At 57.5% G+C, this 23883-nt stretch carries 29 protein-coding genes; 9 read left to right on the plus strand and 20 right to left on the minus strand.

The window, feature by feature from the left end; all coding sequences use genetic code 11:
- The first annotated feature begins 305 nt into the window (after positions 1–305).
- The 3 genes from AC1DNI_RS10570 to AC1DNI_RS10580 all read left to right on the plus strand — a co-directional run bounded on the left by AC1DNI_RS10570 (position 306) and on the right by AC1DNI_RS10580 (position 2687).
- Positions 306–923, plus strand: a complete 618-nt coding sequence (locus AC1DNI_RS10570; protein ID WP_477691860.1) for a PAS domain-containing protein — start codon at positions 306–308, stop codon at positions 921–923.
- A gap of 146 nt (positions 924–1069) precedes the next feature.
- Positions 1070–1678 (plus strand): PilZ domain-containing protein, encoded by a 609-nt coding sequence (locus AC1DNI_RS10575; RefSeq protein ID WP_027232530.1) that lies wholly within the window; start codon positions 1070–1072, stop codon positions 1676–1678.
- Between the two features lie 400 nt (positions 1679–2078).
- Positions 2079–2687: a transglutaminase-like cysteine peptidase gene (locus AC1DNI_RS10580; protein WP_027232528.1), complete on the plus strand. Its 609-nt coding sequence runs from the start codon at positions 2079–2081 to the stop codon at positions 2685–2687.
- Between the two features lie 53 nt (positions 2688–2740).
- Here AC1DNI_RS10580 and AC1DNI_RS10585 read toward each other — a convergent pair whose 3' ends face one another.
- From AC1DNI_RS10585 to AC1DNI_RS10610, 6 genes are all read right to left on the minus strand, one after another.
- A complete protein-coding gene (locus tag AC1DNI_RS10585; protein ID WP_477691861.1) occupies positions 2741–3268 on the minus strand; it encodes a gamma carbonic anhydrase family protein in 528 nt (175 codons plus the stop codon).
- Positions 3269–3296: 28 nt separating this feature from the next.
- Entirely contained in the window at positions 3297–3503 is a 207-nt protein-coding gene (locus AC1DNI_RS10590; RefSeq protein WP_027232526.1) for a DUF3126 family protein, read from the minus strand.
- Positions 3504–3606: 103 nt separating this feature from the next.
- A complete protein-coding gene (gene cysE / locus AC1DNI_RS10595; protein ID WP_477691862.1) occupies positions 3607–4431 on the minus strand; it encodes a serine O-acetyltransferase in 825 nt (274 codons plus the stop codon).
- Positions 4432–4660: 229 nt separating this feature from the next.
- Positions 4661–5416 carry an alpha/beta fold hydrolase gene (locus AC1DNI_RS10600; protein ID WP_477691863.1) on the minus strand — a complete coding sequence of 252 codons (756 nt, stop codon included), beginning with the start codon at positions 5414–5416 and terminating at the stop codon, positions 4661–4663.
- Positions 5417–5428: 12 nt separating this feature from the next.
- Positions 5429–5914, minus strand: coding sequence for a DUF192 domain-containing protein (locus tag AC1DNI_RS10605; protein WP_477691864.1), 486 nt, complete (start codon positions 5912–5914; stop codon positions 5429–5431).
- A gap of 8 nt (positions 5915–5922) precedes the next feature.
- Entirely contained in the window at positions 5923–6504 is a 582-nt protein-coding gene (locus AC1DNI_RS10610; protein WP_027232523.1) for a cold-shock protein, read from the minus strand.
- Positions 6505–6775: 271 nt separating this feature from the next.
- Here AC1DNI_RS10610 and AC1DNI_RS10615 point away from each other — a divergent pair, with 271 nt between their 5' ends.
- The gene (locus AC1DNI_RS10615) at positions 6776–7216 is read left to right on the plus strand and encodes a VOC family protein (protein ID WP_091949343.1); all 441 of its coding nucleotides are present in this window, start codon (positions 6776–6778) and stop codon (positions 7214–7216) included.
- 151 nt (positions 7217–7367) lie between these two features.
- The gene (locus tag AC1DNI_RS10620) at positions 7368–8900 is read left to right on the plus strand and encodes an acyl-CoA carboxylase subunit beta (RefSeq protein ID WP_477691865.1); all 1533 of its coding nucleotides are present in this window, start codon (positions 7368–7370) and stop codon (positions 8898–8900) included.
- 34 nt (positions 8901–8934) lie between these two features.
- Here AC1DNI_RS10620 and AC1DNI_RS10625 read toward each other — a convergent pair whose 3' ends face one another.
- The 11 genes from AC1DNI_RS10625 to AC1DNI_RS10675 all read right to left on the minus strand — a co-directional run bounded on the left by AC1DNI_RS10625 (position 8935) and on the right by AC1DNI_RS10675 (position 17282).
- Positions 8935–9117: a hypothetical protein gene (locus AC1DNI_RS10625; RefSeq protein WP_139202531.1), complete on the minus strand. Its 183-nt coding sequence runs from the start codon at positions 9115–9117 to the stop codon at positions 8935–8937.
- A 325-nt stretch (positions 9118–9442) separates the two neighbouring features.
- Positions 9443–9622: a hypothetical protein gene (locus tag AC1DNI_RS10630; protein WP_477691866.1), complete on the minus strand. Its 180-nt coding sequence runs from the start codon at positions 9620–9622 to the stop codon at positions 9443–9445.
- A 73-nt stretch (positions 9623–9695) separates the two neighbouring features.
- On the minus strand, positions 9696–10061 hold the full coding sequence (locus AC1DNI_RS10635) for a GFA family protein (RefSeq protein WP_477691867.1): 366 nt from the start codon (positions 10059–10061) through the stop codon (positions 9696–9698).
- 53 nt (positions 10062–10114) lie between these two features.
- A complete protein-coding gene (locus AC1DNI_RS10640) occupies positions 10115–11290 on the minus strand; it encodes a BaiN/RdsA family NAD(P)/FAD-dependent oxidoreductase (RefSeq protein WP_477691868.1) in 1176 nt (391 codons plus the stop codon).
- Positions 11287–12081, minus strand: a complete 795-nt coding sequence (locus AC1DNI_RS10645) for a YdcF family protein (protein WP_477691869.1) — start codon at positions 12079–12081, stop codon at positions 11287–11289. The genes AC1DNI_RS10640 and AC1DNI_RS10645 overlap by 4 nt, the downstream gene beginning before the upstream one ends.
- Positions 12081–12560, minus strand: coding sequence for an N-acetyltransferase family protein (locus AC1DNI_RS10650; RefSeq protein ID WP_477691870.1), 480 nt, complete (start codon positions 12558–12560; stop codon positions 12081–12083). The genes AC1DNI_RS10645 and AC1DNI_RS10650 overlap by 1 nt, the downstream gene beginning before the upstream one ends.
- The gene (gene gatA, locus AC1DNI_RS10655; protein ID WP_477691871.1) at positions 12551–14032 is read right to left on the minus strand and encodes an Asp-tRNA(Asn)/Glu-tRNA(Gln) amidotransferase subunit GatA; all 1482 of its coding nucleotides are present in this window, start codon (positions 14030–14032) and stop codon (positions 12551–12553) included. Before gatA ends, AC1DNI_RS10650 begins: the two co-directional genes overlap by 10 nt.
- 18 nt (positions 14033–14050) lie before the next feature.
- The gene (locus tag AC1DNI_RS10660; protein ID WP_027232514.1) at positions 14051–14533 is read right to left on the minus strand and encodes a GNAT family N-acetyltransferase; all 483 of its coding nucleotides are present in this window, start codon (positions 14531–14533) and stop codon (positions 14051–14053) included.
- Between the two features lie 5 nt (positions 14534–14538).
- A complete protein-coding gene (gene gatC, locus AC1DNI_RS10665) occupies positions 14539–14826 on the minus strand; it encodes an Asp-tRNA(Asn)/Glu-tRNA(Gln) amidotransferase subunit GatC (RefSeq protein WP_091949326.1) in 288 nt (95 codons plus the stop codon).
- Positions 14827–14912: 86 nt separating this feature from the next.
- Positions 14913–16526, minus strand: a complete 1614-nt coding sequence (locus AC1DNI_RS10670; RefSeq protein WP_477691872.1) for a hypothetical protein — start codon at positions 16524–16526, stop codon at positions 14913–14915.
- A gap of 51 nt (positions 16527–16577) precedes the next feature.
- A complete protein-coding gene (locus tag AC1DNI_RS10675; protein ID WP_477691873.1) occupies positions 16578–17282 on the minus strand; it encodes a metal-dependent hydrolase in 705 nt (234 codons plus the stop codon).
- 117 nt (positions 17283–17399) lie between these two features.
- On the opposite strand from AC1DNI_RS10675, the gene ruvX reads away from it, so the two are divergent.
- Positions 17400–17900, plus strand: a complete 501-nt coding sequence (ruvX, locus tag AC1DNI_RS10680) for a Holliday junction resolvase RuvX (RefSeq protein ID WP_477691874.1) — start codon at positions 17400–17402, stop codon at positions 17898–17900.
- Here the strand turns inward: ruvX and AC1DNI_RS10685 are convergent.
- The 3 genes from AC1DNI_RS10685 to AC1DNI_RS10695 all read right to left on the minus strand — a co-directional run bounded on the left by AC1DNI_RS10685 (position 17864) and on the right by AC1DNI_RS10695 (position 21332).
- Positions 17864–18187, minus strand: coding sequence for a DUF6105 family protein (locus AC1DNI_RS10685; RefSeq protein ID WP_153667596.1), 324 nt, complete (start codon positions 18185–18187; stop codon positions 17864–17866). The two genes, ruvX and AC1DNI_RS10685, sit on opposite strands and share 37 nt — an antisense overlap.
- Before the next feature lie 280 nt (positions 18188–18467).
- Positions 18468–20099 carry an acyl-CoA dehydrogenase family protein gene (locus tag AC1DNI_RS10690; protein ID WP_172982593.1) on the minus strand — a complete coding sequence of 544 codons (1632 nt, stop codon included), beginning with the start codon at positions 20097–20099 and terminating at the stop codon, positions 18468–18470.
- A gap of 168 nt (positions 20100–20267) precedes the next feature.
- Entirely contained in the window at positions 20268–21332 is a 1065-nt protein-coding gene (locus AC1DNI_RS10695; protein WP_477691875.1) for a class I SAM-dependent methyltransferase, read from the minus strand.
- A 1439-nt stretch (positions 21333–22771) separates the two neighbouring features.
- Between AC1DNI_RS10695 and AC1DNI_RS10700 the strand changes: the two genes are divergently transcribed.
- The 3 genes from AC1DNI_RS10700 to AC1DNI_RS10710 all read left to right on the plus strand — a co-directional run bounded on the left by AC1DNI_RS10700 (position 22772) and on the right by AC1DNI_RS10710 (position 23878).
- The gene (locus tag AC1DNI_RS10700) at positions 22772–23107 is read left to right on the plus strand and encodes a hypothetical protein (RefSeq protein ID WP_477691876.1); all 336 of its coding nucleotides are present in this window, start codon (positions 22772–22774) and stop codon (positions 23105–23107) included.
- A gap of 400 nt (positions 23108–23507) precedes the next feature.
- Entirely contained in the window at positions 23508–23669 is a 162-nt protein-coding gene (locus AC1DNI_RS10705; protein WP_174207529.1) for a hypothetical protein, read from the plus strand.
- Complete coding sequence (locus AC1DNI_RS10710; protein ID WP_174207530.1) at positions 23663–23878, plus strand: hypothetical protein; 216 nt, start codon at positions 23663–23665, stop codon at positions 23876–23878. Before AC1DNI_RS10705 ends, AC1DNI_RS10710 begins: the two co-directional genes overlap by 7 nt.
- The last annotated feature ends 5 nt before the right edge of the window (positions 23879–23883 follow it).

Raw genomic sequence — 23883 nt, forward strand, 5'->3', positions numbered from 1 at the left:
CACCGCCTCGTTATTGTTGCCGGGGCAAGCTATCCGGTTCACAGCGCATCGCCAAGGCGAGCACCAAAAGAAAAGGCCGCTCAGCTGGAAGCGAGCGGCCGTAGTTACATGAGCATTCGTATCTGCAATCTCCAATGGGGTCTTTGTCTCACAGACAGGGCCAGCGCTCAATCGAAACCAATTGTTAACGTTAATTGCCGGCCGCGGTGGACCTTGCCACTTCCCAGGTAGCACCTTTCACGGGCGCCTGTCAGAGTCGGGCGGACAGAAGCAGAATCGCTTCGGCGTCTGGAAAAATCGATCTCATGCGGCACGACGATATTGGCAGGCTTTTCGCCTATTGGGACAGGCTGCGCGGACCGCGCGCGGCTCCTGAGCGACGGGAAATTGTACCGGCTGCCCTCGGCGCGCGGCTTCCAGACACGTTCATACTGCAGTCGAGTGGTTCGGGCGAACCCCGTTTTCGGCTGGCCGGCACCCGCATTTGTGCGATCTACGGCAAGGAACTCGGCCGCCAGCCCTTTGCGTCACTATGGCAGCCCAAAGATCGCAACAGCATCCTGCGCCTCGTCAAGAATTGCATGACCAGCAAGACGGCGGTTCAGATCGACTGCGAGGGCCGCAGCGCACGCGGCCGCAAGACCTTGTTCAAGTTCGTCCTTCTGCCGCTCGCCAGCGAGGCAAACGAACGTCATCTCATGGGAATAATTACGGTTGTCGGTCGGCCATTCTGGCTTGAATCCGATGCAATAGTTGAAAATCACATCCAAACGGTCTCCCTTGTGGACCCGCGCCAAACCCGGCACGAGACTGATTTGGGCATAGCGCCGGAGGCAGCTGTCCCGCCTTCCGCCTCGCGGACACTGGTTAGTCGAAAGGTCGGGCATCTGCGCGTCATCGAAGGCGGCAGGATCAAGTCGTAGCAATTCTACTTCCGCGGTTCGCTCCGTTAATGGGCGAGGTTAGCAATTTATGAGCAACCACCAGTTGTTGTTACCTTGGCATTAAGACTTGTGTCCTAGTCTATGAGCACCACCCACCTCCTAGATTCCGCTATCTGGACACCTTTATGCAACTCCACCGTGACGTTCCGAGCCATAGCCCTGCCGCCACGGGCAAATTCTTCAGTGTGAAGGTGCAGCTTTATGGCCGCTTCATGCTCGAAGACCGGACCGAGCACGCCTGCCAGATCGAGGAAATGTCACCCGGCAATGCCATCCTCACCACGGATGTCATGGCGCATAATGGCGAGCGCGTCATCGCCTACATCGATCACATCGGCCGGATTGAAGGTACGGTCGAGCGCGCGGTGCGTGGCGGGTTTCTGATCTCCCTTGTGGCGTCCGACCGCAAGAAGAACAAAATCGCGGCGCAGTTGACCTGGCTTACCAACAAGCATGAACTCGACATGCCGGAAGACCGCCGCCACCAGCGTGTTGCGCCGCGCAATCCGATCAGCACGCTTTCTATGGCCGACGGGCGCCAGTACCCCTGTCGCATCATCGATCTCTCGATCTCCGGCGCTGCCGTGGAAATTCGCATACGCCCTGCCCTCAACAGCGAAGTCGTGCTCGGGACGATGCGTGGCCGGGTCGTCCGGCATTTCGAAGAAGGCATCGCCATCGAATTTGCCACGGTGCAGAGCCGTGATACCATTGGCTTGGCCCTCGAGCACTGAGTTCATTTCCTCAATCTGACGGCTAATGGAGCGCGGCATTCCGCGTATGCACAACCGCCATCTCGACCTGCCCTGCGAACAATTCTACCGATATGGTTCATCATCGGTGAACATTATTGGCGAGATTGCGGCCTGTTCACGGCGCTGGCCCGCGCCCTTTCCCGAACACATTAATCGATTTTCAATCACGCTCTTCTCACAATAACCGATGTTTAATTCTATTATACTTTCAAAATTTCATTTATAATCTACCTTAAATAAAACAATAATAAAACTTAATACATGGTTATAGTCAAATTCGTTTATTTTTTGCTACCGATTTGATTCATATTTACTCACATGCATTTCCGGTCGATCAAACTCTCTCTGTCATTGTCGTCTCAACCGGGGAGACGACGGTATGATAAAAAAGACAATCTTGGTTGGAGTAGCGCTGTTGGCTTCCTGCCTGGCAGCTAGTGCGGATCCAGTCAGTTCCAATGCGCCGTTCATGAAGACCGGCTCGCGCACATCGCAGCCGATCGGGCATTACGAATTTTGCCAGACCTACAAGAATGAGTGCAACATCAAGAGCAGCAATCAGCAGCCCGTTGCGCTGACGTCGAAGACATGGGCCCTGCTCGTGCAGGTCAACAGCAGCGTCAACGCCAAGATCGAACCTGCAACGGACATGGATATGTGGGGAAAGGCCGAGGTCTGGTCCTATCCGACAACCAAGGGCGATTGCGAGGACTACGTTCTTTTGAAACGCAAGCTCATCAATGAGGCTGGCGTCCCGCTGAGCGATCTCCTCATCACCGTCGTGCGGCAGATGAACGGCGAAGGCCATGCGGTACTGACGGTCCGCACCGATCGCGGCGACTATGTCCTCGACAATTTGGAGCCGCGCATCAAGGCCTGGAGTGAAACGAGCTATGACTACCTGAAGCGCCAGGCCACGAACAATACCGGCGCATGGGTTTCGATCAACGACGACCGACAGGTACTCGTCGGCAGCATCGAGCAATAACCAACACCTCGACGCAGAACGCCGGCTCCTTCAGCGGAGCCGGTCTTCTTGTGTCAGGCGATCTCCATGCCGCGCATGAAGCGCTTGCCGTTTTCCACATAGTGAAGGGCCGACAGCCTTAAACTTTCTATCGCCGAATCGTCCAGAGTGCGGATCACTTTGGCGGGCGAACCCACAATCAGCGAATTATCGGGAAATTCCTTGCGTTCGGTAACAAGAGCGCCAGCGCCGACGAGTGAATTCTTGCCAATCTTCGCACCATTCAGGATGATCGCTCCGATGCCTATCAGCGAATTGTCGCCGATGGTGCAGCCATGGAGCATGGCGCGATGCCCGATCGTGCAGCCCTCGCCGATCGTCAGGGGAAAGCCCATGTCGGTGTGCATGACGACGTGTTCCTGAACATTGGAACGGCGCCCGACGTGGATGAGTTCGTTGTCGCCGCGCAAAACCACGCCGAACCAGATGCTAGCGTCCTCGCCGAGAAACACCTTGCCGATGATCGTGGCATCCGGCGCGATCCAGTTCGAACTCCGACGCTCGAACTGAGGTTCGTGTCCATCCAGGTTGAATATCGGCATGGATGCTCCTTACCGAACGTTGGATGGATCAGAGATCCATCTCCAGAATTGCCATGGAGAAATTGTAGGAGAGCTCGCCTTCGTCCTCATCCTTGTAAATGAGGCCGAGAAATTCTTCACCGATGTAAAGCTCGGCGGAATCGTCCTTGCGCGGGCGTGCCTTGACAGTGAGGTCCATGTTCCGGAACGTGCGCTTGAAATAGCTGTCGAGTTTTTTCAGTTCTTCGGGTTTCACTGGGGTCTCCTGTCGTATTTGCTTGAGCGCTTTTGGCACGCAGAAGTCAGCCGTGTAAAGGACTGATTGCTGCCACGTGCCGCGTGGAGACCTGTGTTTCCGCCTAGTCGAAGTTGGTAATGAGTTGGTCCATGGCGCGTGAAGGCTCGGCGCAACCGGTCTCGCCGACAACGCGTGCGGGTACACCTGCGACGGTGACATTGTGCGGAACTGGCTTCAGAACCACGGAACCCGCGGCAACCTTTGAGCAGTGACCAATCTCGATATTGCCGAGAATCTTGGCGCCGGCGCCGATCAGCACGCCGTTGCGGATCTTCGGATGGCGGTCGCCCGACTCCTTGCCCGTACCGCCGAGCGTGACGTTCTGCAGGATGGAGACATTGTCCTCGATCACGGCCGTCATGCCGACGACAATGCCGGTTGCATGATCGAAGAACACGCCCTGGCCCATCGGCACCATCGGATGAATATCGGTCTGGAACACCGATGACGAGCGGCTTTGCAGATAAAGGGCAAAATCGATGCGCCCTTCCTTCCACAGCCAATGGGCGAGGCGGTGCGTCTGAATGGCCTGGAAGCCCTTGAAATAGAGCACAGGCTCGATGAAGCGCGTGCAAGCAGGGTCACGGTCATAGACGGCCTGGATATCGACGCGCAGCACTTGCGACCACGCCGGATTGGCTTCGAACATGGCGGTGAAGGTCTGGCGCAACAGCTCCGATTCCATATCGGGATGGTCGAGGCGCTGCGATATACGGTGGATAACCGCTTCTTCGAGCGACTGGTGGTTTAAGATCGTCGAATAGAGGAAGGTGGAAAGCAGCGGCTCGTTACGGACGGTCTCTTCCGCTTCCGCCCGGATTGCATGCCAGATCGGGTCCATCTGCTGTACTGAACCGGTCATCTTTATCGGACTGCTTGATGGCATTTCCTAACTCCAGCATTCGGCCAATTTTTATGCTCGTTCGTGAAGCATAAGGCAAAAGTGTTTCCTTGACACGCCAATTTCCAGACCCGGCGGCCAAGAAAAATTGAAGCCTTGATCGATTTGACTGAACCGACAATCCTCAAAATGATGGCGTTCCCATACTCCATACGGGGCGCTCTCGCAAGAAACGATCAGTGATCCTGAGGGTTCCGGTTTGCAGCCCGGGAGATTACAGAGGATTCCGTTTGAGAAATTCGACAACCGCCTGCTTGAAGACCTTGTCGCCGACAGCGAGCATATGGTCGCGGTTCGGTATATCGATGGCTTCGCCCCGGGGCATGAGCGCCGCGAGGCGATGCGGGTCCCCGCCGATATCATCCTTGGTCCCGACACCCACGAGCGTCGGCTGCGTTATCCGCGCCATGTTCGCTTCGCTGATTTCCTCCTTGGAGGTGATCACGCAGGCAGCCAGCGCGACCTTGTCGCTCTTGGTCTTGTCGGCGAACATGCGGAACATTTTGCCGCGCGGATGGCTGACTGAATCTGGATCGTCGGCCAAAAGTGCTTCCGCAATGGGCGACCAGTCGCCCGCACCCTCGACCATGCCAATGCCAAGTCCCCCGAAGATCAGGTCATGGACGCGTTCCGGATGATTGAGCGCCAGAAAGGCGCTGATGCGCGCGCCCATCGAATAGCCCATGACATGGGCTTGCGGAATATCGAGATGGTCGAGCAGCGCGGCGGCGTCGCCTGCCATCAGGGTGGGTGTATAAAGCGATCGGTCGTGCGGCTTGTCGGAATCGCCGTGGCCGCGATTGTCGATGGCAATTGCCCGGTAGCCCGCTGCGGTCAGGGTCTGGATCCAGCCGGGCTGCACCCAATTGTAGAAGGAGGATGAAGCAAAGCCGTGAATAAGCAGGATCGGTTCACCCTCGCCCTCGTCCAGAAAAGCGAGCTTCAGTCCGTCATTTTCGAAGAATTGCATCGGCTGGGTCCGTCAGTGACCTGTGGCATTAATAGCGGGATGCCGCACCTTGTCCCCAATTGTCAAGCCGAGCCGCTTTACGGTGCCGGCCTTCACCTCGACAACGAAGCGAACCGGGCCGCCCGAAGATATGATGTCGCGCGAAAAAGGCACCGCATGTTCGCGGATTGCCGAGATGCGACCATTGTCGTCGAGAAACAGCATGTCGAGCGCAGAAGGCGTGTTTTCCATCCACATTGTAACGAGCTGGGATTCGTCGAACACGAAGAGCATGGCGCTGTCGTCCTTAAGATCCGTGCGGAACATCAGGCCGCGCTCGCGCTCCTCGTCCGTATCGGCAACTTCGACACGAAACGGCACGTCACCGCGCGCCGTATTGATCGTCAGCGGCTTGGCGTCGATTGGAAGGTGCATCGGCCCCTGATCGAGGGCCAGGGCCGGAAAGACTGCAAATACGAGAAAGAGCAGGCTGACGAGAAACGATACCGGGCGCGACATGGCTGGCGTCAGTGGGAAGCAGGCAACTGCGTGCCGATATCCGGGTGAATCTCGGAAGCCATCAGGCCCTTCTCGCCATGGCCGAAGCGGATCAGAACCACCTGCCCCGGCCGCAGTTCGGTCAGGCCGAAGTGGCGCAGCGTTTCCATGTGAATGAAGATGTCTTCGGTTCCTTCGCCGCGGGTCAGGAATCCGAAGCCCTTGGTGCGGTTGAACCACTTGACGAGAACGCGCTCGAGCCCGCTCGATGGCGTCACCGTCACATGCGTGCGGACCGGCGGCAATTCCGTCGGGTGGACCGCGGTTGAGTTATCCATGGATTTGACGTGAAAGCACTGCATGCCGCGCTCGCCCTGCTTGACTTCGCAAACGACGCGGGCGCCTTCGAGCGCGGTCTGGAAACCGTCGCGACGCAGGCAGGTCACATGGAGGAGTATGTCTGGAAGCTCGCTATTGTCGGGAACAATGAAGCCGTAGCCCTTGGCAACATCAAACCACTTTATCGCGCCCGAAACCTCGATAAGGTCCAATCCGTCACTCAAACTTTCACTATCTTGGGATTGCCGGGCTGATACTGGTCTGTCAGACATGAAGCGAGCCCCTCCTCTCCTGCAAGAAACCACTGATTCTCTTCTTCAAGAATAGCACCTGACCGCGGCCAGAGAGCAAGTATGATCTGCCTGTTTTTACTGAAAACCACAGGCAAAACTGTTGAGCATTATCTACAACCCTTGCTCGAACCGCCACAAATTTGTCGAGCTAAATAGTAAGTGTTACGAAACATCCCCGGCCCTCAACCAAAGTTACGAGTATGGTTGCAGCGCCTATCCAATCCACCTGAAAGAAAGTCCGAGGCTAAAGATGCGTTATCTTCACACCATGGTCCGTGTCCGCGATATCGATGAATCGCTTGATTTCTACTGCAACAAGTTCGGACTTGAGGAAGTTCGCCGCATGGAAAACGAGAAGGGACGTTATACCTTGATCTTTTTGGCCGCACCGGAAGACAAGGGACGATCGGCCGCCGAACGCGCGCCTGAACTCGAACTCACCTATAATTGGGACCCTGAGGAATACGCAGGCGGGCGCAATTTCGGCCACCTTGCCTACGTCGTCGACAATATCTACGAGACCTGCCAGAAGCTCGCCGACAAGGGTGTCGTGATCAACCGTCCGCCGCGCGACGGGCATATGGCATTCGTGCGCTCGCCCGACGGCATCTCGATCGAAATCATTCAGAAGGGCCCCGACCTTCCCAAGCAGGAGCCCTGGGCCTCTATGCCGAATACCGGCGTCTGGTAAGCCGGCACTTTCAAAGTCCTGAGCAGTCAATGCGTCAGGCCAATGGAGCGCATGATCCGGGCGTTCCGCGGCGCGATAGTGCCGCAAATACAAACAGCTTCCAAGCACCCTCCTCACCTGATATCAGATCGAAGAAAGTGAGGAGGATGCCATGAAGGACGTGCTGATCGAGCTTGAACGCCGCAGGAAAATTGCCCGGGAGGGTGGCGGTGCGGCACGGATCGAAGCGCAGCACAAACGTGGCAAGTTGACGGCGCGCGAGCGCATCGACATCTTTCTCGACGAAGGGTCGTTCGAAGAATTCGACATGTTCGTCGAGCATCGCTCGACCGATTTCGGCATGGAAGAAACCAAGTTTGCGGGTGATGGCGTCGTCACCGGCTGGGGAACCATCAACGGCCGGACGGTCTTCGTCTTTGCCAAGGACTTCACTGTCTTCGGCGGTTCGCTTTCCGAGGCTCACGCGGAGAAGGTCCAGAAAATCCAGGATATGGCGCTGCGCACCCGCGCCCCTGTGGTCGGCCTTTACGATGCGGGCGGCGCGCGTATTCAGGAGGGCGTCGCGGCGCTCGGCGGCTATGCCGAGATTTTCCAGCGCAATGTGCTCGCGTCCGGCGTCATTCCCCAGATCTCGGTGATCATGGGCCCCTGCGCGGGCGGTGACGTTTATTCGCCGGCGATGACCGATTTCATCTTCATGGTGCGCGATACGTCCTACATGTTCGTGACCGGGCCTGATGTGGTGAAGACCGTTACCAACGAGACCGTTACCGCCGAACAGCTCGGCGGCGCTTCGATCCATACGACGAAATCCTCGATCGCCGACGGCGCCTACGACAACGATGTCATAGCGCTCTTGCAAATGCGCCGGCTGATCGATTTCCTGCCAGCCTCGAACACGGCCACGCTCCCCGAGATCGAATGTTTCCAGTCAACCGACGAGCCGGACGACTCGCTCGACCGGCTGGTCCCGGATAATGCCAACAAGCCCTATGACATCAAGGAACTGATCCGAAAGACCGTCGACGAAGCCGATTTCTTCGAGATTCAGGAAAGCTTCGCCAAGAATATCGTCATCGGCTTTGGCCGCGTCGAGGGCCGGACTGTTGGAATTGTCGGCAACCAGCCCATGGTGCTTGCTGGCGTACTCGACAGTGATGCCTCACGTAAGGCGGCCCGGTTCGTGCGCTTTTGCGACTGCTTCAATATCCCGATCGTCACGTTCGTCGATGTGCCGGGGTTCCTGCCCGGCACCGCGCAGGAATATGGCGGCTTGATCAAGCACGGGGCGAAGCTGCTCTTCGCCTATGCCGAGGCGACTGTCCCGAAGATCACCATCATTACGCGCAAGGCCTATGGCGGCGCCTATGACGTGATGGCGTCGAAGCACCTGCGCGGCGACATCAACTACGCCTGGCCCTCAGCGCAGATCGCCGTCATGGGTGCCAAGGGCGCGGTCGAGATCATCTATCGCAAGGATATCGGCGACGCCGAGAAGATCGCAGCACATACGAAGCGTTATGAAGACAGGTTCCTGTCACCATTCGTTGCCGCGGAACGCGGTTATGTCGATGAAGTGATCATGCCCCATTCCACGCGAAAGCGGGTCGCAAGGGCGCTGCGCATGCTGCGCAACAAGAATTTGGAAAATCCATGGAAGAAGCACGATAATATTCCGCTGTAATCGTGCTTCTTCCAAATATGCAAGCGCAGGAAACTTAACGGCGGAAACTAAAGCCGCCGCTGGACTCGCGCAATATCTGCGAAATCGTCCGGCTTTCGCCAGGCTGGCTTAATTTCTTGGTCGCCTTGATCAGGGTCGGCTTGGCTTTTGCAATGTTTGCAATCTTCAGTACATTTGTATCTGGCAATGATGATGTGTCTTTAGTTATTGTTATCATTCCGCAACATCTCCACTTCGAACTACTCCGTCAAACAGAGTACTCTTCCCTCAGCAGACGCATTTGTCCGCTGCATGCTACATAAGTAGGGGATCTAAACCGATTTAACAAATCACTCTTTGTATCGAATTTTGACCTATATTTGAATAAAACCAGTAGATTGCGAATAGTTTCCCCGCCGATGAATAAGGATCATGTTCATTGCGCAAAAATGACCGCCCACGCAATAAAATTGCGCCAACGGGGTCGGGGCGGCGTGGAAACGCCGGGGTACGGCGATCAGAACAACATGCTGCCTGTTACAGACAAGTCGTTCAGGAACCGTTCAGCTTGCGGTAATTCCAACCTTCTTCTGAATTTCGTCAGTGGTTTCCTTGACGAAGAAGGTTAACCCGGCCGTGATCGTTACAATATGCGTTCCGGTACCATAGGGATTGAATGAAACGACGTGATAGAAATTGACGGTAACGTGGTCGCCATTAACGTCAGTCAGATTGATCCACATGGCCTACCTCCCTGTTCGACTAAAACATCGCCCCGGGGTCAGGGAAGCAGGATTCTCGACCGGAGGCAACGACTTACCAGAGATTTCTCCCGTCAACCGTTTTGACCGGCAGCGAGGCGATATCGAAATCGTCGAACAGCCGAACATTGACGCTGGTGCGCGGATGTTCGAAATCCGGCTTGAAGTCGACCCAGGTCGGCAGTACCGAGAACGTGCCGCAACCGCATACGAGGCAATGATGGTGTTTGCTGAAGCCTCTGCGCGAGTAAACGGCATCCGCTTCGGGCGTTACCGAGAGCTTAACCTGATCCGGCGTGTAATAGGCCCACAGCGCCCCGCGCTTTGTACAGAAGGTACACGTGCAGGCGGTTACGGATGCCGGCACTTCACTGACCTCGAATTTGATGGCGCCGCAATGGCAGCTTGCATGAATGGTCATGATTGCCTCCCTCAGGCGAAATAGTCATCATCAGAATTTCAGCTTATGCAGGTTTATGCAACCTGACCCGCCGCCCAGCCTGACGACCAGGCCCACTGGAAATTATAGCCGCCGAGCCAACCGGTTACATCGACAACCTCACCGATGAAATAAAGTCCCCTGTGCGACTTTGCCTCCATCGTTTTCTGGTCGAGATGGTCTGTGTCGACGCCCCCGAGCGTGACCTCCGCCGTGCGATAGCCTTCCGAGCCGGCCGGCTTGACCTGCCAATCGTTCACGGCCTTTTCGACGGCCAGGAGTTGCTTGTCCGAAAGGTCGGCAAGGTGCGTATCGATCTTGCTGTTTTCCGCAATGAGCTGCGCAAGTCGCTTCGGCAGAAGCTCCGCCAGCGCAGTCTGCAGGGCTTGTTTGCCATTTCGCGAGCGCGCGCCGCGCAAGGCCTCGAAGACCTTGGTGCCAGGCAGCATCGCCACAGAGATCGTATCGCCTTCCCGCCAAAAGGACGAAATCTGCAGGATCGCCGGACCGCTGAGGCCGCGATGCGTAAAGAGCATCGCCTCGGCAAAACTGGTGCGTCCATGCGTAACCACCGCATCGACCGAAACGCCAGAGAGGGGCTTGATCGGTGCAAGCGTCTTCTCGTCGAAGGTCAGCGGGACCAGCGCCGGCCGGGTCTCCGTAACAGTGATACCAAACTGGCGGGCGATATCGTAGCCAAATCCAGTCGCACCCATTTTCGGAATGGATTTTCCGCCGCAAGCGACAACAAGCGATGCACACCTGACCTTCTGCCCATCGAGGTCGATACTGTAGCCCTCGGATATCAGTTCGATTGAACTTGCCGTTGTGCGTAGACGCATTTCCACGCCCGCACGCTTCATTTCCGTGACGAGCAAGTCGATGATCTGCCGGGACGAGCCATCACAGAACAGCTGTCCCAGCGTCTTTTCATGCCAGACAATGGCGTGACGATTGACGAGTGCTATAAAATCCCGCTGCGTGTACCGGCGCAGGGCCGATATGCAGAAGTGGCGGTTCTTGCTGATATAATTTTGCGGCGCGGCATTGAGATTGGTGAAGTTGCAGCGCCCGCCACCCGATATCCGGATTTTTTCGCCGGGCGCAGCGGCGTGATCGATGATCAGCACCGAACGTCCGCGTTTTCCCGCTTCAATGGCGCACATCATGCCGGCAGCCCCGGCGCCGATGATAAGGACATCCACCTTCATGGCGAAGGAACCAGTTGGTCGATGCGTCCGGTCAGCCGATAGACAGCAAGACCAATCCATTCGCGCAGCGTCATAGAGAGGTTCTGCAGCGAATCCTGGGCATTGTCCTGGGCGATGCCGAGGTGCTCCTTGCCCGAAGTCCGGTAATCGGACGGCCACGGCAGGACATTGAAGCCAGCTTTGCGAAAGAGGCCCATCGAACGGGGCATATGAAACGCCGATGTAACCAGTAGCCAGGTTTCGCCGGGATTCCCGTCAACCATGGCTTTGGTGAACACCGCATTCTCGTAGGTGTTGCGCGACTTGGATTCGAGCAGAAGGCGCTCCGGCGCAACCCCAAGAGCAGTCAGCAGGCGCGGCGCCGTCACGCCGTCCGCTTCTCCGTCGAGGATCAGGTCACCCGCACCACCGGTGACGACCACCTTCGCCTCTGGAAAGCGCCGCGCGAGAATGGCCGCCTCGACAAAGCGATCGCCGCTGCCGTTGAGCTCATAGCCACCACGGACGAGATTAATTCCGGCCTCAAAGCCACCGCCGAGGACGATGATGCCGTCGATCCTGTCCGGCATGGTCACAGGGCGCTGGAAGCGGTCTTCAAGCGGATGCATCATCAGTGCGCCGACCGATGTCCAGGCGCCGATACCGAGAATAAGAAACGAAAGGCCAGCCGCTGCCAGTGCAAGGCGCCTGCGAGACAAGAGAATTGCCAGGAACGCCAGTCCCGCCAGCAGGATCGAGAAGTTGAGCGGCTGCGCAAAGAACCAGAAGATTTTCGAGGCGGCGAAGAACATCAGCCAAGCTCCGCCAGCATGTGCACCTTTTCGATTTCACGCTCAAGGCTGGTCGACCATTCAAGGCCCCGTTCGATGATCGCGAAACCTTCGCGCCGGTAAAGCCGAATGGCGCCCGAATTGCGGGCATGCGTGCTGATGCGGGCTTTCGCATATCCAGCATCTGCTATCGCCATCTTGAGAACCCGCAAGAGTTGCGAGCCAATGCCCTGCCCCTGAACTGCGGGTTCGACCCAAAGGTCGGAAATATAGTCATTATCCTTTTCGCGAGCACCCCATCCGACGATGGTTGCATCGACTTCGGCAACCGTCACGTGCTGATAGGAACTTTCGGCAAAGGACTGAAACGCCCGTTCGACATGCGAACGCATGCCCGGCAATTCAGGCTCAAACGAGAAGATGTTGGATGCCCAGGCGCGGGAGCCGACCGCGGCAATTGCCGCGATGTCGGCTTCTGTTGCGCGCCTGACTACCACCATTTCGGAGCGGTGAATTTTCCGGCTGCCTGCTCGATGACGTATCCCGCCTGAAACAGCGTTTCCTCATCGAACGGCCGCCCAATGAGCTGCAATCCAAGCGGCAGACCCTTGGCATCGAGACCCGCGGGTATGGCGATGCCCGGCAGGCCGGCCATGTTCACGGTGACAGTGAAGATGTCGTTGAGGTACATTTTCACCGGATCGGCCGCCATGTCCTGATCGGCGATGCCAAATGCAGCCGATGGCGTTGCCGGCGTCAGGATCGCATGGACGCCCGCATGGAAGGCATCCTCGAAATCCTTCTTGATCAGCGTGCGCACCTTCTGCGCCTTCAGGTAATAGGCGTCGTAATAGCCGGCCGACAGCACGTAGGTGCCAATCATCACGCGGCGCTTCACCTCTTCGCCGAAGCCGGTGGCGCGCGTCTTCTCATACATATCGACGATATCCTTGCCCGGCACGCGCAGGCCGTAGCGTACGCCGTCATAACGGGCGAGGTTCGACGATGCCTCCGCCGGCGCAACGATGTAGTAGGCCGGGAGCGCATATTTCGTGTGCGGCAAGGATATGTCCACGATCGAAGCGCCCGCATCCTTCAGCCAGGCAATACCCTGCTGCCAGAGCTTCTCGATCTCCTCCGGCATGCCATCGACACGGTATTCCTTTGGAATGCCGATCTTGATGCCGGCGAGCGGCTTGCCGATGGCGGCTTCGTAGTCCGGAACCGCGATATCGACCGAAGTCGTGTCCTTCGGATCGACCGAAGCCATGGACTTCAGCAGAATCGCAGCGTCGCGCACGTCCCGTGCGATCGGCCCGGCCTGGTCCAGCGACGAGGCGAAGGCAACGATGCCCCAGCGCGAGCAGCGGCCATAGGTCGGCTTGATGCCGACGGTGCCGGTAAAGGCCGCAGGCTGGCGGATGGAACCGCCAGTGTCGGTCGCCGTGGCGCCGGCGCAGAGGTGAGCCGCAACGGCAGCAGCCGAACCGCCGGACGATCCACCGGGCACGAGGTCCAGATTGGAGCCATTGGCGCGCCACGGGTTCTTTACTGGGCCGTAATAGGAGGTCTCGTTCGACGAGCCCATGGCGAACTCGTCCATGTTAAGCTTGCCGAGCATGACGGCGCCGTCAGCCCAGAGATTCGCCGTGACGGTTGATTCATAATGCGGCTTGAAGCCGTCGAGAATGTGCGAGCCTGCCTGGGTGTGCACGCCTTCCGTGCCGAACAGGTCCTTGATGCCGAGCGGAATGCCTTCAAGCGCCCCAGCCTGCCCGGCTGCGAGCCGCGCGTCCGATGCCTTGGCCATTTCCAGCGCCTTTTCCGGCGTCTGAGCGACATAGATGTTCAGGGCATCGTTCGCGTTCTCGATCGCCTGAATATAGGCGCCAGTGAGTTCCGTGGCGGTGATCGCCTTCGCCTTCAACTGGTCGCGCGCCTCGGCAATGGTGAGAGCGGTCAAATCGGTCATATCAGAGACTGGTCCTGTCTATTGGGCCGGCGTCAGCGCCAGCCGCTTCTCGTAAAATGCACTGTGTTCGGAATCCGGATAGTCGAGCACGACGCCGCAACGGGTGAACCCCGCGCGCTGGTAGAGCCGCCACGCCGCGTCGAAGCCCGGCCCGACGCCGGTCTCAAGCACGAGGTGCGTGACGCCCCTTTCCACCGCAACGGCCGTAATCGCCTCGAGCAAAGCCGATCCCACGCGCTGGCCGCGAACGGTTGGCCGTGTAAACATGCGCTTGATCTCACCAAGCCCGTCTGCATGCTCTTTAAGCGCGCCGCACCCGATGGCAAAGCCCGATTCATCGCGCGCGACGAAAACGGTCGTATCGGCGCCCGCCATTTCCTCGACGGTCATCTTGAACTGAAACTCGACCGGAGAAAGTGGCAACAGATGCGCATTAAGATCGGCAACAAGCGACCTTACATCATCCTGCAATGGAGTTTCGATGGCTATGGAGATGGCCATTGGTCTTACTCCACGACCTTCGGAACGACGAAGAAATTTTCCTCGTGGATCGGCGCGTTGGCGACGATATCGGCAGCCTTGCCACCATCATCGACCTCGTCGCGACGCTTCTTCATCGCGATGGGCGTTACCGACGTCATCGGCTCGACGCCGTCGACGTTAACCTCATCAAGTTGTTCCACGAAGCCGAGAATGGCGTTCAGCTGGCCGGTCATGCGCTCGACATCGGCTTCGCTCACGGCAATCCGGGCGAGATGCGCGACGCGCTTGACGGTGGATACGTCGACAGACATGGGACTTCCTAAAGTTCGGGTTTTTCTTCCAGAGCTATAGTGTCCGTCGCGCCCGAGCGCAACGGACAAGACGCAGTGAAACGGGCCTATTGCTTCGGAGCATCCGCGTTATCGCTATCGCTCCCGGCATCCGGATCGATAATATTGTCATCGAGCATCGTTCCATCGAGCGCGTCATCATCGTCGGGTGTTGCGACCGGATCGGGTCCCTTGACCGCATTGCCGTTGACGCTGACCGACCCATCCGCCTGTTGATCGACGATCCACTGGATATGCCCGTTCGGCAGTTGCGTGCCGAAATCCTTCGCAAGCTTGGCAAAGACGACGTAATTCTTGACCTCGGGCTCATGCTCGGCCGCCTTGTTCAGCCGATCGAGCGCGGCATCGAATCCGGCCATTTCCCAGGTGGTGCGGCTCGTCGGCTTCATGCCGGCAAAGGAGACTTCCCCCTCAACGGTGATTTCACTTTCGGCCGTCCGAACCGTGCTCTTGTCGATAACCACCTTGGGCGGGTTGGTCACAAAGGCCGCAGCGGCATTTGATTGAAATGCATCCGAAAACGGCTCGTCACGGCGCAGATCCATATCCGCAACAGCGGCCTTTACCAGCGTGTCCAGATCAATGCTTTCCGCACCAAAGGCGAGTTCGACATCGGTTGGCAGGAACGGCAGGCCCCAATCCGGTATAGGCAAGGCCGGATAGGTGAGGCCGTTGGTTCGAAGTGCAAAGTGATAGCCACCGTCCTTGCTGATACCGTCGAAATCCATCTCCTGAGCGATAGTCATCGCTGTGAACTTGCCGAGCGGCGTATCGATATCGAGCCCACCGAACCGATACGACCCGGCCAACTTCTCCCAGAGCGGTAGTGCTGCAAGGAGCTTGCCCTTGAGTTCCGCCTGCTGCGGGTCGGTCAGCGTCTTCACGTCGGAATGGGCCACGAAGAATGCCCATAGGTCCAGAATTTCGAGATTGCGCGCGCCCTTGGCATCCGCCGAGAACGACACATCCCCGCTCCTCACAACCGCCTTCAACGGCTTTTCGGGAGCGGCCGGCTCCGGCGCCGTTGCAGCAGCGCCATCATCTGATGCTGGCGCAGGCGGAGATTTCATCAAGATCGATTCGACGAAGTTGCTCGCCGTCTGAGTATTGCTGACATCGACACCACCGGCAGGATTTGCCATCCCGGTCGATTGGCCTTTCGCGGGACCTGCACTTGCTTCTATGTCCTGGACCGCACCGGTCGACGTCATCTTGAACGAGTCGTAGGAGAAATCGGACTTGCTGAACGTGCCGAGTTTCGGATCAAAAACACCGCTCAATGCAGCATTCTCGAACGACCATTGCAGCGCCTCCGGTCCAGTGGGCGTTGTCATCTTGATCGAACCGGCAGGAAGGGTTGCAGCAGATATGTTCCATGTGCCATCCGCCAGTGGCCGGGCGAGCAGAGCATAGTTGCCGAAATCACCCTCCATATAGCCGCCGCCACCGGGAATTGCCTTGAGAAGCTCTGCCGTGCTCAAGGTGACACGGTAGCTATCCCCCTCTGGCGCAACGTTCACGATCTTGTTTTCGATCGCGGACTTGCCGAGATATTTTGACAACGTATCGGCGATTGCCTTTGCGCCATCCGCATCGACGGTTTGAGCGAATGCCGGCCATGCCGATGTCATCAAGAGGGAAGCAACAAGCAGTCTGCGCACGTCTTTTCTCCAGGCCTCGATACGAGCCAGCGTTGATCTAGCAACTTCAATTCAAATGGTAAATTGCTGATTTGTTGTCGGAACAACGACTTTGGTTTCTCCACCTTCCATTCCGGCCACGAATTTCTCCGGGGTCTGGTCGATTATCGGAAACGAGCCGTAATGACAGGGAATAGCCTGTTCGAACTTGAAATAGCGCCGCGCTGCAAGGGCCGCAACCGCACCACCCATGGTGAAACGGTCGCCAACCGGCAGAATTCCGATCTGCGGATTGTGCAGTTCGTTGATCAGCGCCATGTCCGAGAAAATATCGGTATCGCCCATGTGATAAAGCGTCGGGTCGGCATCGAAATGCAGCACCACGCCGTTCGCGCTGCCGAGGGAGTGCGACACGCCGTCTTCGGTCAACTGCGCCGATGAATGCAATGCGTTGACATAAGTGACCGTAAAGCCGTCATAGGAAACGGTACCGCCCGTATTGGTAGGATCGACCCGGGCAACGCCTTTTGAAGAGAGCCAGGACACAAGGTCGGCGTTGCCAGTGACGAGTGCACCGGTTGCCTTGGCCAGCGCGATCGTGTCGCCCACGTGATCGCCATGGCCATGCGTCAGGATGATGTGGTCGACGCCCTTGGTCGCTTCCTTGATGTCCACGCCCTTGGCGCCGGGGTTCCCGTTCAGGAATGGATCGATCAGAATCGTGTTCTTTGCGGTTTCGAGCCGGAAAGCCGAATGGCCAAGCCAGGTAATTTTCATGTCTTTATCCCTTCATTCACTGGATGCTCGCCACGCTGCCGTAGAAGCGGTATGTGTCAGGTGTGCCGGATTAAAGCGATCGATCGATCCGCATTGCAAGTGCAGGAAGCAATCAAATTGACGGTATTGGCAATTGAAGAACTTGAGACGCGCGTGGCGGAGGGCAAGACGCTCGCCGGTCTTGACCTTGGGACCAAGACGATCGGCATCGCGATATCAGATCGCGGTTTCTCGTTTGCCAATCCGCGCCCTGTACTGAGACGCAGCAAGTTCACGCACGATGCTCACGATTTGCTGAAAGCGCTCAATGCCGACAATGTCGGCGCTATTATCATCGGGCTGCCGGTAAACATGGACGGCAGCGAGGGACCGCGGGCGCAGGCGACCCGCGCCTTCGTGCGCAATATGGAAAAGCTGACGGAACTGCCATTTGTCTATTGGGACGAGCGTCTGTCCACGGTTGCGGCCGAGCGCGTTTTGATCGGAATGGATGTATCGCGCCAGAAGCGGGCCGACCGCATCGATTCAGCCGCTGCATCCTTTATCTTGCAGGGCGCTTTGGACCGCCTGCGGGCGCTGCGTCAGGAAACCGATATTGACGGAAGTTCCTTCCCGTAGCCAGCCCGCGCTGCGCGCCACTCCTTTACCCAGGCAATGATCTTGCGTCGACGGCGGAAGGCGATGAGGCCAAGGACCAGGCCGGTATCGATGATACAAGCACGCGCAACCAGGGGTGGAATGCTTTCCGGCGCTATGCCAAGCGCCTCCCCGTAAATCTGAAATACCAGGTCATGCATCTCACGGCTGAAAAAATACATGCCCATGCTGAGATTGTAATACGACAGAAAATACCATCCCCAAAGGAAACTCAGCGGTCCCGCCCAGAAAATCAGGAAGCTGCGCATTCAGTAACTCCTCCAAGGGAAGCTCATAATCACTTTATCTTAACCCCACGAATTTGCAGTGCAATTTCGAACGACAGTGTTATCGTTTAAGAAGTGAACCGCAATGTAAACCGTTTGTTAAGGTTAATTTACAAAAATTTAATTCAAATTGAAGCTATTAGCGAGCCCCCTGCGCGCTCGGGATGTATTTTTGTGCGCCACATTCCGATTTTTTTGACAAGAAGGTGCTGCGCGGTGCGTGCACTGCCTGGGCAAAAGTTCTGCGACGGCGCCCTGAGAATCAGGCCGCGCCCGGATAAAGCGAATTCACGATGTTCTTGGCGTTGTGGCGCGCGTCGAGCATGCCATAAGTCGTGCGCCACTGGCCGCCGAGCCGCGTTTCGATAAAGGCGTCAGCTATATCTTCCGAATGAAGATAGCGCAGTTCCGCACCGGCCGCCGCCAGTGCAAGCTGCTCGGTCAGAATTCGGGCCGCACCTTCATCGTTCTCGGTGACGCGCATGGCTGCGCGCAGAACTTCGACCGTGCCCTGCCCGCCCCGTCCGAGTTGGGCCCCTATCCAGTTCAGCACTTCATCGAAAAGCTGCGGACCCCGTTTTAGAACGCGAACAACATCCAGTGCCATGACATTGCCCGAGCCCTCCCAGATCGCATTGACCGGGGCCTCGCGATAGTAACGTGCGAGATTGCCTTCCTCGATATAACCATTGCCGCCGAGGCACTCCATCGTCTCATAGAGCATCGCGGGGGCGATCTTTGCCACCCAGTATTTGACCACAGGGGTCATGACGCGGGCAAAGGCGGCTTCGCTGCGATCCTTGGCAGCATTATCGAATGCCCGCGCCAGGCGCATTGCAAGCGCCGTGGCAGCCGCGACATCGAGGGCCATATCGGCGAGCACGCGCAGCATGAGCGGCTTCTCGATGAGCGTCGTCTCGAACGCAACGCGGTGGCGCGCATGGTGCACCGCTTCCGCAAGTCCGGCACGCATCAGTCCTGCCGAAGCGACGGCGCAGTCAAGCCGCGTGAGCGTCACCATGTCGATGATCGTTTTGACGCCCTCTCCAGGATTTCCGATCATCTGGCCAAGGGCACTTTCGAATTCGACTTCCGACGAGGCATTCGAGCGATTGCCGAGCTTGTCTTTCAGCCGTTGAAAGCGGAACCCGTTCGAACTTCCGTCCGGAAGGATGCGCGGCACGAGAAAACATGAAAGCCCTTCGCGGACCTGCGCGAGGACGAGGAAAGCATCGGACATCGGCGCTGACATGAACCATTTATGGCCGGTGATCCGATAAAAGCCGCTCCCATCCGGCTCGGCGCGCGTCGTGTTGGCCTGAACGTCGGTGCCGCCCTGCTTCTCGGTCATCCCCATACCGAGAGTGAGACCGGCCTTCTTTGCCGGCGATTTGTTGCTGGAATCATATTTGCGCGGCAGGATCAGCGGCGACCACTCGCGATAGAGCGTGGGCGATGCCATCAGGGCCGCGAGCGAAGCGCTCGTCATTGTCAGCGGACATAGATGGCCACACTCGAGTTGGGCGGTAAGGTAGAAGCGCGAGGCGCGCGCTTGATGGCGTACGCCTGATTCCGTCTTTCCGTCTTCCCATATCGAGGAATGCAGGCCCTGCGACACCGACCGGCGCATCAAGGCATGATAGGCAGGATGGTAATCGACAACGTCGATGCGCCGGCCCTGACGGTCATGGGTGCGCAGCTTCGGCGTTTCCGCATTCGCCAGCCTCGCCAAATCCTGCGCATCGCTTGAAAGTACGAAGCGCCCGTTCTGTTCCAGTTCCTTGCGCACCTCCTGCGGGAAACGCTTGGTGATCTGCATCAGCAAGGGATCGCCGAGGTAGGCGTTAAGGCCGCTCATCGGCGGTGTCTGGTTGAGAACATCATGGGTTTTCAAGTAGCGGGTCCTGACTTGCTCTGGTAGTCGCACGCTCGTGTTTCAATCGGCATGCGGGTGCGCGCAGACTCTTTATCGTGCCAAGAATCTGACAAGCGGTTAACTCACTCAATATAAGATGTGTCCGGCGTTAGTCGATATCGGCCGCGTGCGAGAAAACCAGTCGTCTCAACCGACCTTATGCAAAAGCACGACGGCGACAAAGTGTTCATGCCGCCGCGGGTTCGACGCGAGGCTTGCTTCCATTCTGCCGTAAAGCTCATCGACCAACGCTGCCCGGTTCGGTTTGGCGCTGAGTGAGGCGGCCACGGTTGGCCCCGAAAAAGCCCGCATCATACCGGTCCAGCCGCGCGCAAGCGGTAGTGGATCGCCGGTGCGCTCGAACGCATCCCAATGCAAGTCCGGCCCGGGCAGTATTTCCGAGTGCTCGATCCGCAGCCCGGCAAACGCGCCATCTCCCGTTGCAAAGGGCGCCCGGATATCTGCAAGTTTGCGGGGGGCCGTCGGAATATTGATATGCAGAAGATCGTCTTCCGAAAGAAGTCCATCGTGCTTCATGGAAAGCAAGGCGTGCCACAACTCGCTGGTCAGCCACTCCCAGCCAACCCTGTCTTCCGGCCGCCCCGGGAAAAGGCATAGAAGCCTGCCATCATGGCGCAATTCTCTGGCCCGGCGCTGCAGGAACAGCCGCCAGTCGCGGGCTTGTTGGAGGAGTAGTGCCGTGTGAACATCCTCAAATTTGCTGTGGAGGGCAAAAATGTGGTCGGGAATGTCGACGGGGTGCTGGCTCATCCACTGCATGGTCCAGGAATTCCACCCAAGGTGCACCCGCCCCGGGGGAAAGAGGGGTTCATAGTAGCTGCGCCCGATCGCGGAGGGGAATATTCCCGTCGATCCCGTCATGTAGCTCTGCGGATCGCTTTCGAGGGCATTGAACAGCGATGTAAAGTCGTTCGAGGGCAAATCCGTGTGGATCACCTCGATGGATCGCTCCTCACCGGCGCGTGCCCGCAGAGCCTGGATCGCAATTGCCACCGGATCCATCGAGTTCTTGCCCTGTGATGAGCCGTAATCGACAATGACGAGCGGTTCGTCGCCGAAGGCGACCGAATTCGCCGCCGATTGCCACAGTGCCAGGGCCGCCGCATTGCCGGCAGCCTGCATCGCCGAATGGCGATTATAGTATCCGCCGCCTTCCATGGCGGCGCGTGTCGGGATAATGCCATCTGACATGCTGCCCCCTCATTCTATCCGCGTCGTCACTGGCACAGGTGATTGTACGCCTCTTCGACAACGGCAGCAAATGACGCCCGTTGCCGACCCCGCCAGGTTTGTGCTCCATTGTTCACAGCCATGTTGGCGATCACAAAGGATACGCGTAGTCCAATGCTTGCAGCAGCGGGGCATCGGGCCTATAGGGGGGACTTGATATGACATCAAGTTGCCAATTGTTATTTTTCAATTAGTTAGCTCTTCGAAATCCGAAGTTGGGTACAAAATTGGGTACAGGCGCGAATCCTGTCCGCAAAAGCCCCTTCATACCACCCTGCCCTCGAATCGCGCTGTACGGCCCGCTGTGGCCAAATGCTGCGGCATTGAGCGGGTGGCGGTTTGCTCGCGTAGCCAAACCGGCAACCTCAGTGGTGCAGATGCACCACCCTTGCCGTTGACCAGCGAGCGCGCTCTAAACACTGGGTGCGGCAAAAGCCGCACAGTCCGCTGAAAAGATCAAGGATGGCAAGGCGCCAGAAAGCCCCAGTGCGGCAAATGCCGCATCGCGACGAGTCCACGCAAAGGAGGGGGCCGGACGCGCCTCAATACGTCAGCACCTCGCCCGACCCTGTGCAGAACGACAGCATTTAGCCATCGCGCATGAGCATAGCAGACTGCGACATTTGTCGCATTAGGTGGAAACCGGCCATTTGAAAAGACTGGCGTTTTTTGAAGCCGGTGCGACGTTTGTCGCAGTCGAGGTTTCAGTGTGACTGCGGATTTTTCCGCATTGCTGAAATTGGCCATTTGAAAAGTCTGGCTTTTTCGAAGCCGATGCGGATTTTTCCGCATTGGCCACAAGTGCCAAGCGGTCCACTTGGACCACCAGCAATTGCTAAGTCTTTGATTGGCCTGTTGGCACAAAAGTGCCAGCGGTCCATTTGGACCATTTACCGCCGCCGCGCGGTCCGTAGCGACCCACTTGGGTCATCAATCGCCAAGAAAGCCCCAGAAACCGCAGCACCAGAGGTGCAAAATTACCCAAATGGGTTTTTGGCACATACGTGCCAGTGGGGCGTTTGCCCCAGCAGCAGGATTTTCAGGGTTGTTACCTTTGACATTTTCCTGCGGGAGTGGGGCGTGTGCCCCAGTGCGGGATTTCCCGCATTTGCTGAAATTGGCCATTTGAGAAGACTGGCGTTTTTCGAAGCCGGTGCGGGATTTCCCGCAGTGGCACAAAAGTGCCAGCGTTCCATTTCGAACACCAGCAATCGCTAAGCCTTTGATTGGCTTGTGGCACAAATGTGCCAAGCGTTCCACTTGGAACATTTCACCGCCGCCCTGGCCCAGTACCGGCCAGCAGCCCGCCGCTGCGATAGGTTGTGTAAGAGCGGCGCTGACTCTAGCGTTATTTTCGATTCAACATAGGCTAAGGCGAAACGACACGCTGTGAGGTTCTGATGCCCGCCTTACCCACAAACCTGCGACGGCTACGCGCGCAGGAGTACCTTATCCGCAAGCAGTCACTCGATTACATCCGGGAAAATCACCGGCTCTTGCTTCATTTGGAGGTTATAGAACAGGCGATGGACGTCGCCGAGACCTTTCGCCAGTTCGGCTCGTCCAGTCAATCAATGTACTGGAAAAGGCTGATGGGCCTGCGCTTGTTCAATGGCTTTGCCGCTGCCTTAAATCTAACGCTCATTGGGTATCATCAAAAGAGCGCGCTAGTCATCCGCGATATACTTGATACCTGTTGGTTGATCGATTTGTTCGACTGGACGAAAACGAGTTAGAGGCGTGGCAGACTTTAGAAGGTGGCAAATGGTATAACGCTTTCAAGCCTTCGGAGGTGCGCAACAAGCTTGACAAGTGCTATGGCGTCAAGACCAGTCTTCGCCACAAAGTGTACAGGGAGTTCAGCGAGTTTGCGGCCCATCCAACGCGAAAGTCAGGGGCAATGTTATCTAGAGATGGAGCCTTCGCAGAGAGCGGACCGTTCTTCCATGCGAAATCACTAGAAACTCTTTGTTTCCAAATGGGCAGGGTGGCACTTGAGACGAGCAACGTCTTGTCAGACCTTTTAAACCATGACGATCAGATGCCCCATGCTTGGGCTGGCGTTTACGCCCTCGTATTGGCCAAGCGGCAAGAATGGTTGGCCTTAAACCAATCAGACTTATGATGCCGCCATCCATGAGCCATGTCCTTACATGGCGGCGCACCCAGATCGGCGGCGTCGAACTGCGCTATGATTTTTGCGCCTATGTCGACGGCAACGTGAACATCGCCCGCATATACCGCGATAGGAGCGCCGAAAACCATACCATCTGGTCATGCAACATGGCGGCATGGTGATGACGCGACGCGAAGCCATTGCATGGGTAGAAAAAAGCTTCGAGCGCTTTGCTGCCGAAAATCCCGATATCGATCCGCAAGCATGGCCAGCGGACGCGTGCAGCGGCCAGCTAAGGCGTTTGCAGCAGTCCGATCTAGATGCCTACGCGCAAATGATCAAGGATTTGCCCAGCGGCAAGACTCAGCGCGTGCAACTGCGGCGCTCATGAGGCCG

The organism is Phyllobacterium sp. 01N428 (assembly GCF_056399405.1).

Bases quoted from the DNA above. Each gene is read 5' to 3' on its own strand.
- AC1DNI_RS10605 (WP_477691864.1), bottom strand. From the start codon at position 5,914: ATGTCGCGCCCGGTATCGTTTCTCGTCAGCCTGCTCTTTCTCGTATTT.
- AC1DNI_RS10615 (WP_091949343.1), top strand. From the start codon at position 6,776: ATGCGTTATCTTCACACCATGGTCCGTGTCCGCGATATCGATGAATCG.
- cysE (WP_477691862.1), bottom strand. From the start codon at position 4,431: ATGCCATCAAGCAGTCCGATAAAGATGACCGGTTCAGTACAGCAGATG.
- AC1DNI_RS10675 (WP_477691873.1), bottom strand. From the start codon at position 17,282: ATGAAAATTACCTGGCTTGGCCATTCGGCTTTCCGGCTCGAAACCGCA.
- AC1DNI_RS10650 (WP_477691870.1), bottom strand. From the start codon at position 12,560: ATGGTGGTAGTCAGGCGCGCAACAGAAGCCGACATCGCGGCAATTGCC.
- AC1DNI_RS10710 (WP_174207530.1), top strand. From the start codon at position 23,663: ATGGTGATGACGCGACGCGAAGCCATTGCATGGGTAGAAAAAAGCTTC.
- AC1DNI_RS10705 (WP_174207529.1), top strand. From the start codon at position 23,508: ATGAGCCATGTCCTTACATGGCGGCGCACCCAGATCGGCGGCGTCGAA.
- AC1DNI_RS10580 (WP_027232528.1), top strand. From the start codon at position 2,079: ATGATAAAAAAGACAATCTTGGTTGGAGTAGCGCTGTTGGCTTCCTGC.
- AC1DNI_RS10635 (WP_477691867.1), bottom strand. From the start codon at position 10,061: ATGACCATTCATGCAAGCTGCCATTGCGGCGCCATCAAATTCGAGGTC.
- gatA (WP_477691871.1), bottom strand. From the start codon at position 14,032: ATGACCGATTTGACCGCTCTCACCATTGCCGAGGCGCGCGACCAGTTG.
- AC1DNI_RS10610 (WP_027232523.1), bottom strand. From the start codon at position 6,504: ATGTCTGACAGACCAGTATCAGCCCGGCAATCCCAAGATAGTGAAAGT.
- AC1DNI_RS10625 (WP_139202531.1), bottom strand. From the start codon at position 9,117: ATGATAACAATAACTAAAGACACATCATCATTGCCAGATACAAATGTA.
- AC1DNI_RS10570 (WP_477691860.1), top strand. From the start codon at position 306: ATGCGGCACGACGATATTGGCAGGCTTTTCGCCTATTGGGACAGGCTG.
- AC1DNI_RS10645 (WP_477691869.1), bottom strand. From the start codon at position 12,081: ATGTTCTTCGCCGCCTCGAAAATCTTCTGGTTCTTTGCGCAGCCGCTC.
- gatC (WP_091949326.1), bottom strand. From the start codon at position 14,826: ATGTCTGTCGACGTATCCACCGTCAAGCGCGTCGCGCATCTCGCCCGG.
- AC1DNI_RS10585 (WP_477691861.1), bottom strand. From the start codon at position 3,268: ATGCCGATATTCAACCTGGATGGACACGAACCTCAGTTCGAGCGTCGG.
- AC1DNI_RS10600 (WP_477691863.1), bottom strand. From the start codon at position 5,416: ATGCAATTCTTCGAAAATGACGGACTGAAGCTCGCTTTTCTGGACGAG.
- AC1DNI_RS10700 (WP_477691876.1), top strand. From the start codon at position 22,772: ATGCCCGCCTTACCCACAAACCTGCGACGGCTACGCGCGCAGGAGTAC.
- AC1DNI_RS10695 (WP_477691875.1), bottom strand. From the start codon at position 21,332: ATGTCAGATGGCATTATCCCGACACGCGCCGCCATGGAAGGCGGCGGA.
- AC1DNI_RS10575 (WP_027232530.1), top strand. From the start codon at position 1,070: ATGCAACTCCACCGTGACGTTCCGAGCCATAGCCCTGCCGCCACGGGC.
- AC1DNI_RS10685 (WP_153667596.1), bottom strand. From the start codon at position 18,187: ATGCGCAGCTTCCTGATTTTCTGGGCGGGACCGCTGAGTTTCCTTTGG.
- AC1DNI_RS10620 (WP_477691865.1), top strand. From the start codon at position 7,368: ATGAAGGACGTGCTGATCGAGCTTGAACGCCGCAGGAAAATTGCCCGG.
- AC1DNI_RS10630 (WP_477691866.1), bottom strand. From the start codon at position 9,622: ATGTGGATCAATCTGACTGACGTTAATGGCGACCACGTTACCGTCAAT.
- AC1DNI_RS10640 (WP_477691868.1), bottom strand. From the start codon at position 11,290: ATGAAGGTGGATGTCCTTATCATCGGCGCCGGGGCTGCCGGCATGATG.
- AC1DNI_RS10660 (WP_027232514.1), bottom strand. From the start codon at position 14,533: ATGGCCATCTCCATAGCCATCGAAACTCCATTGCAGGATGATGTAAGG.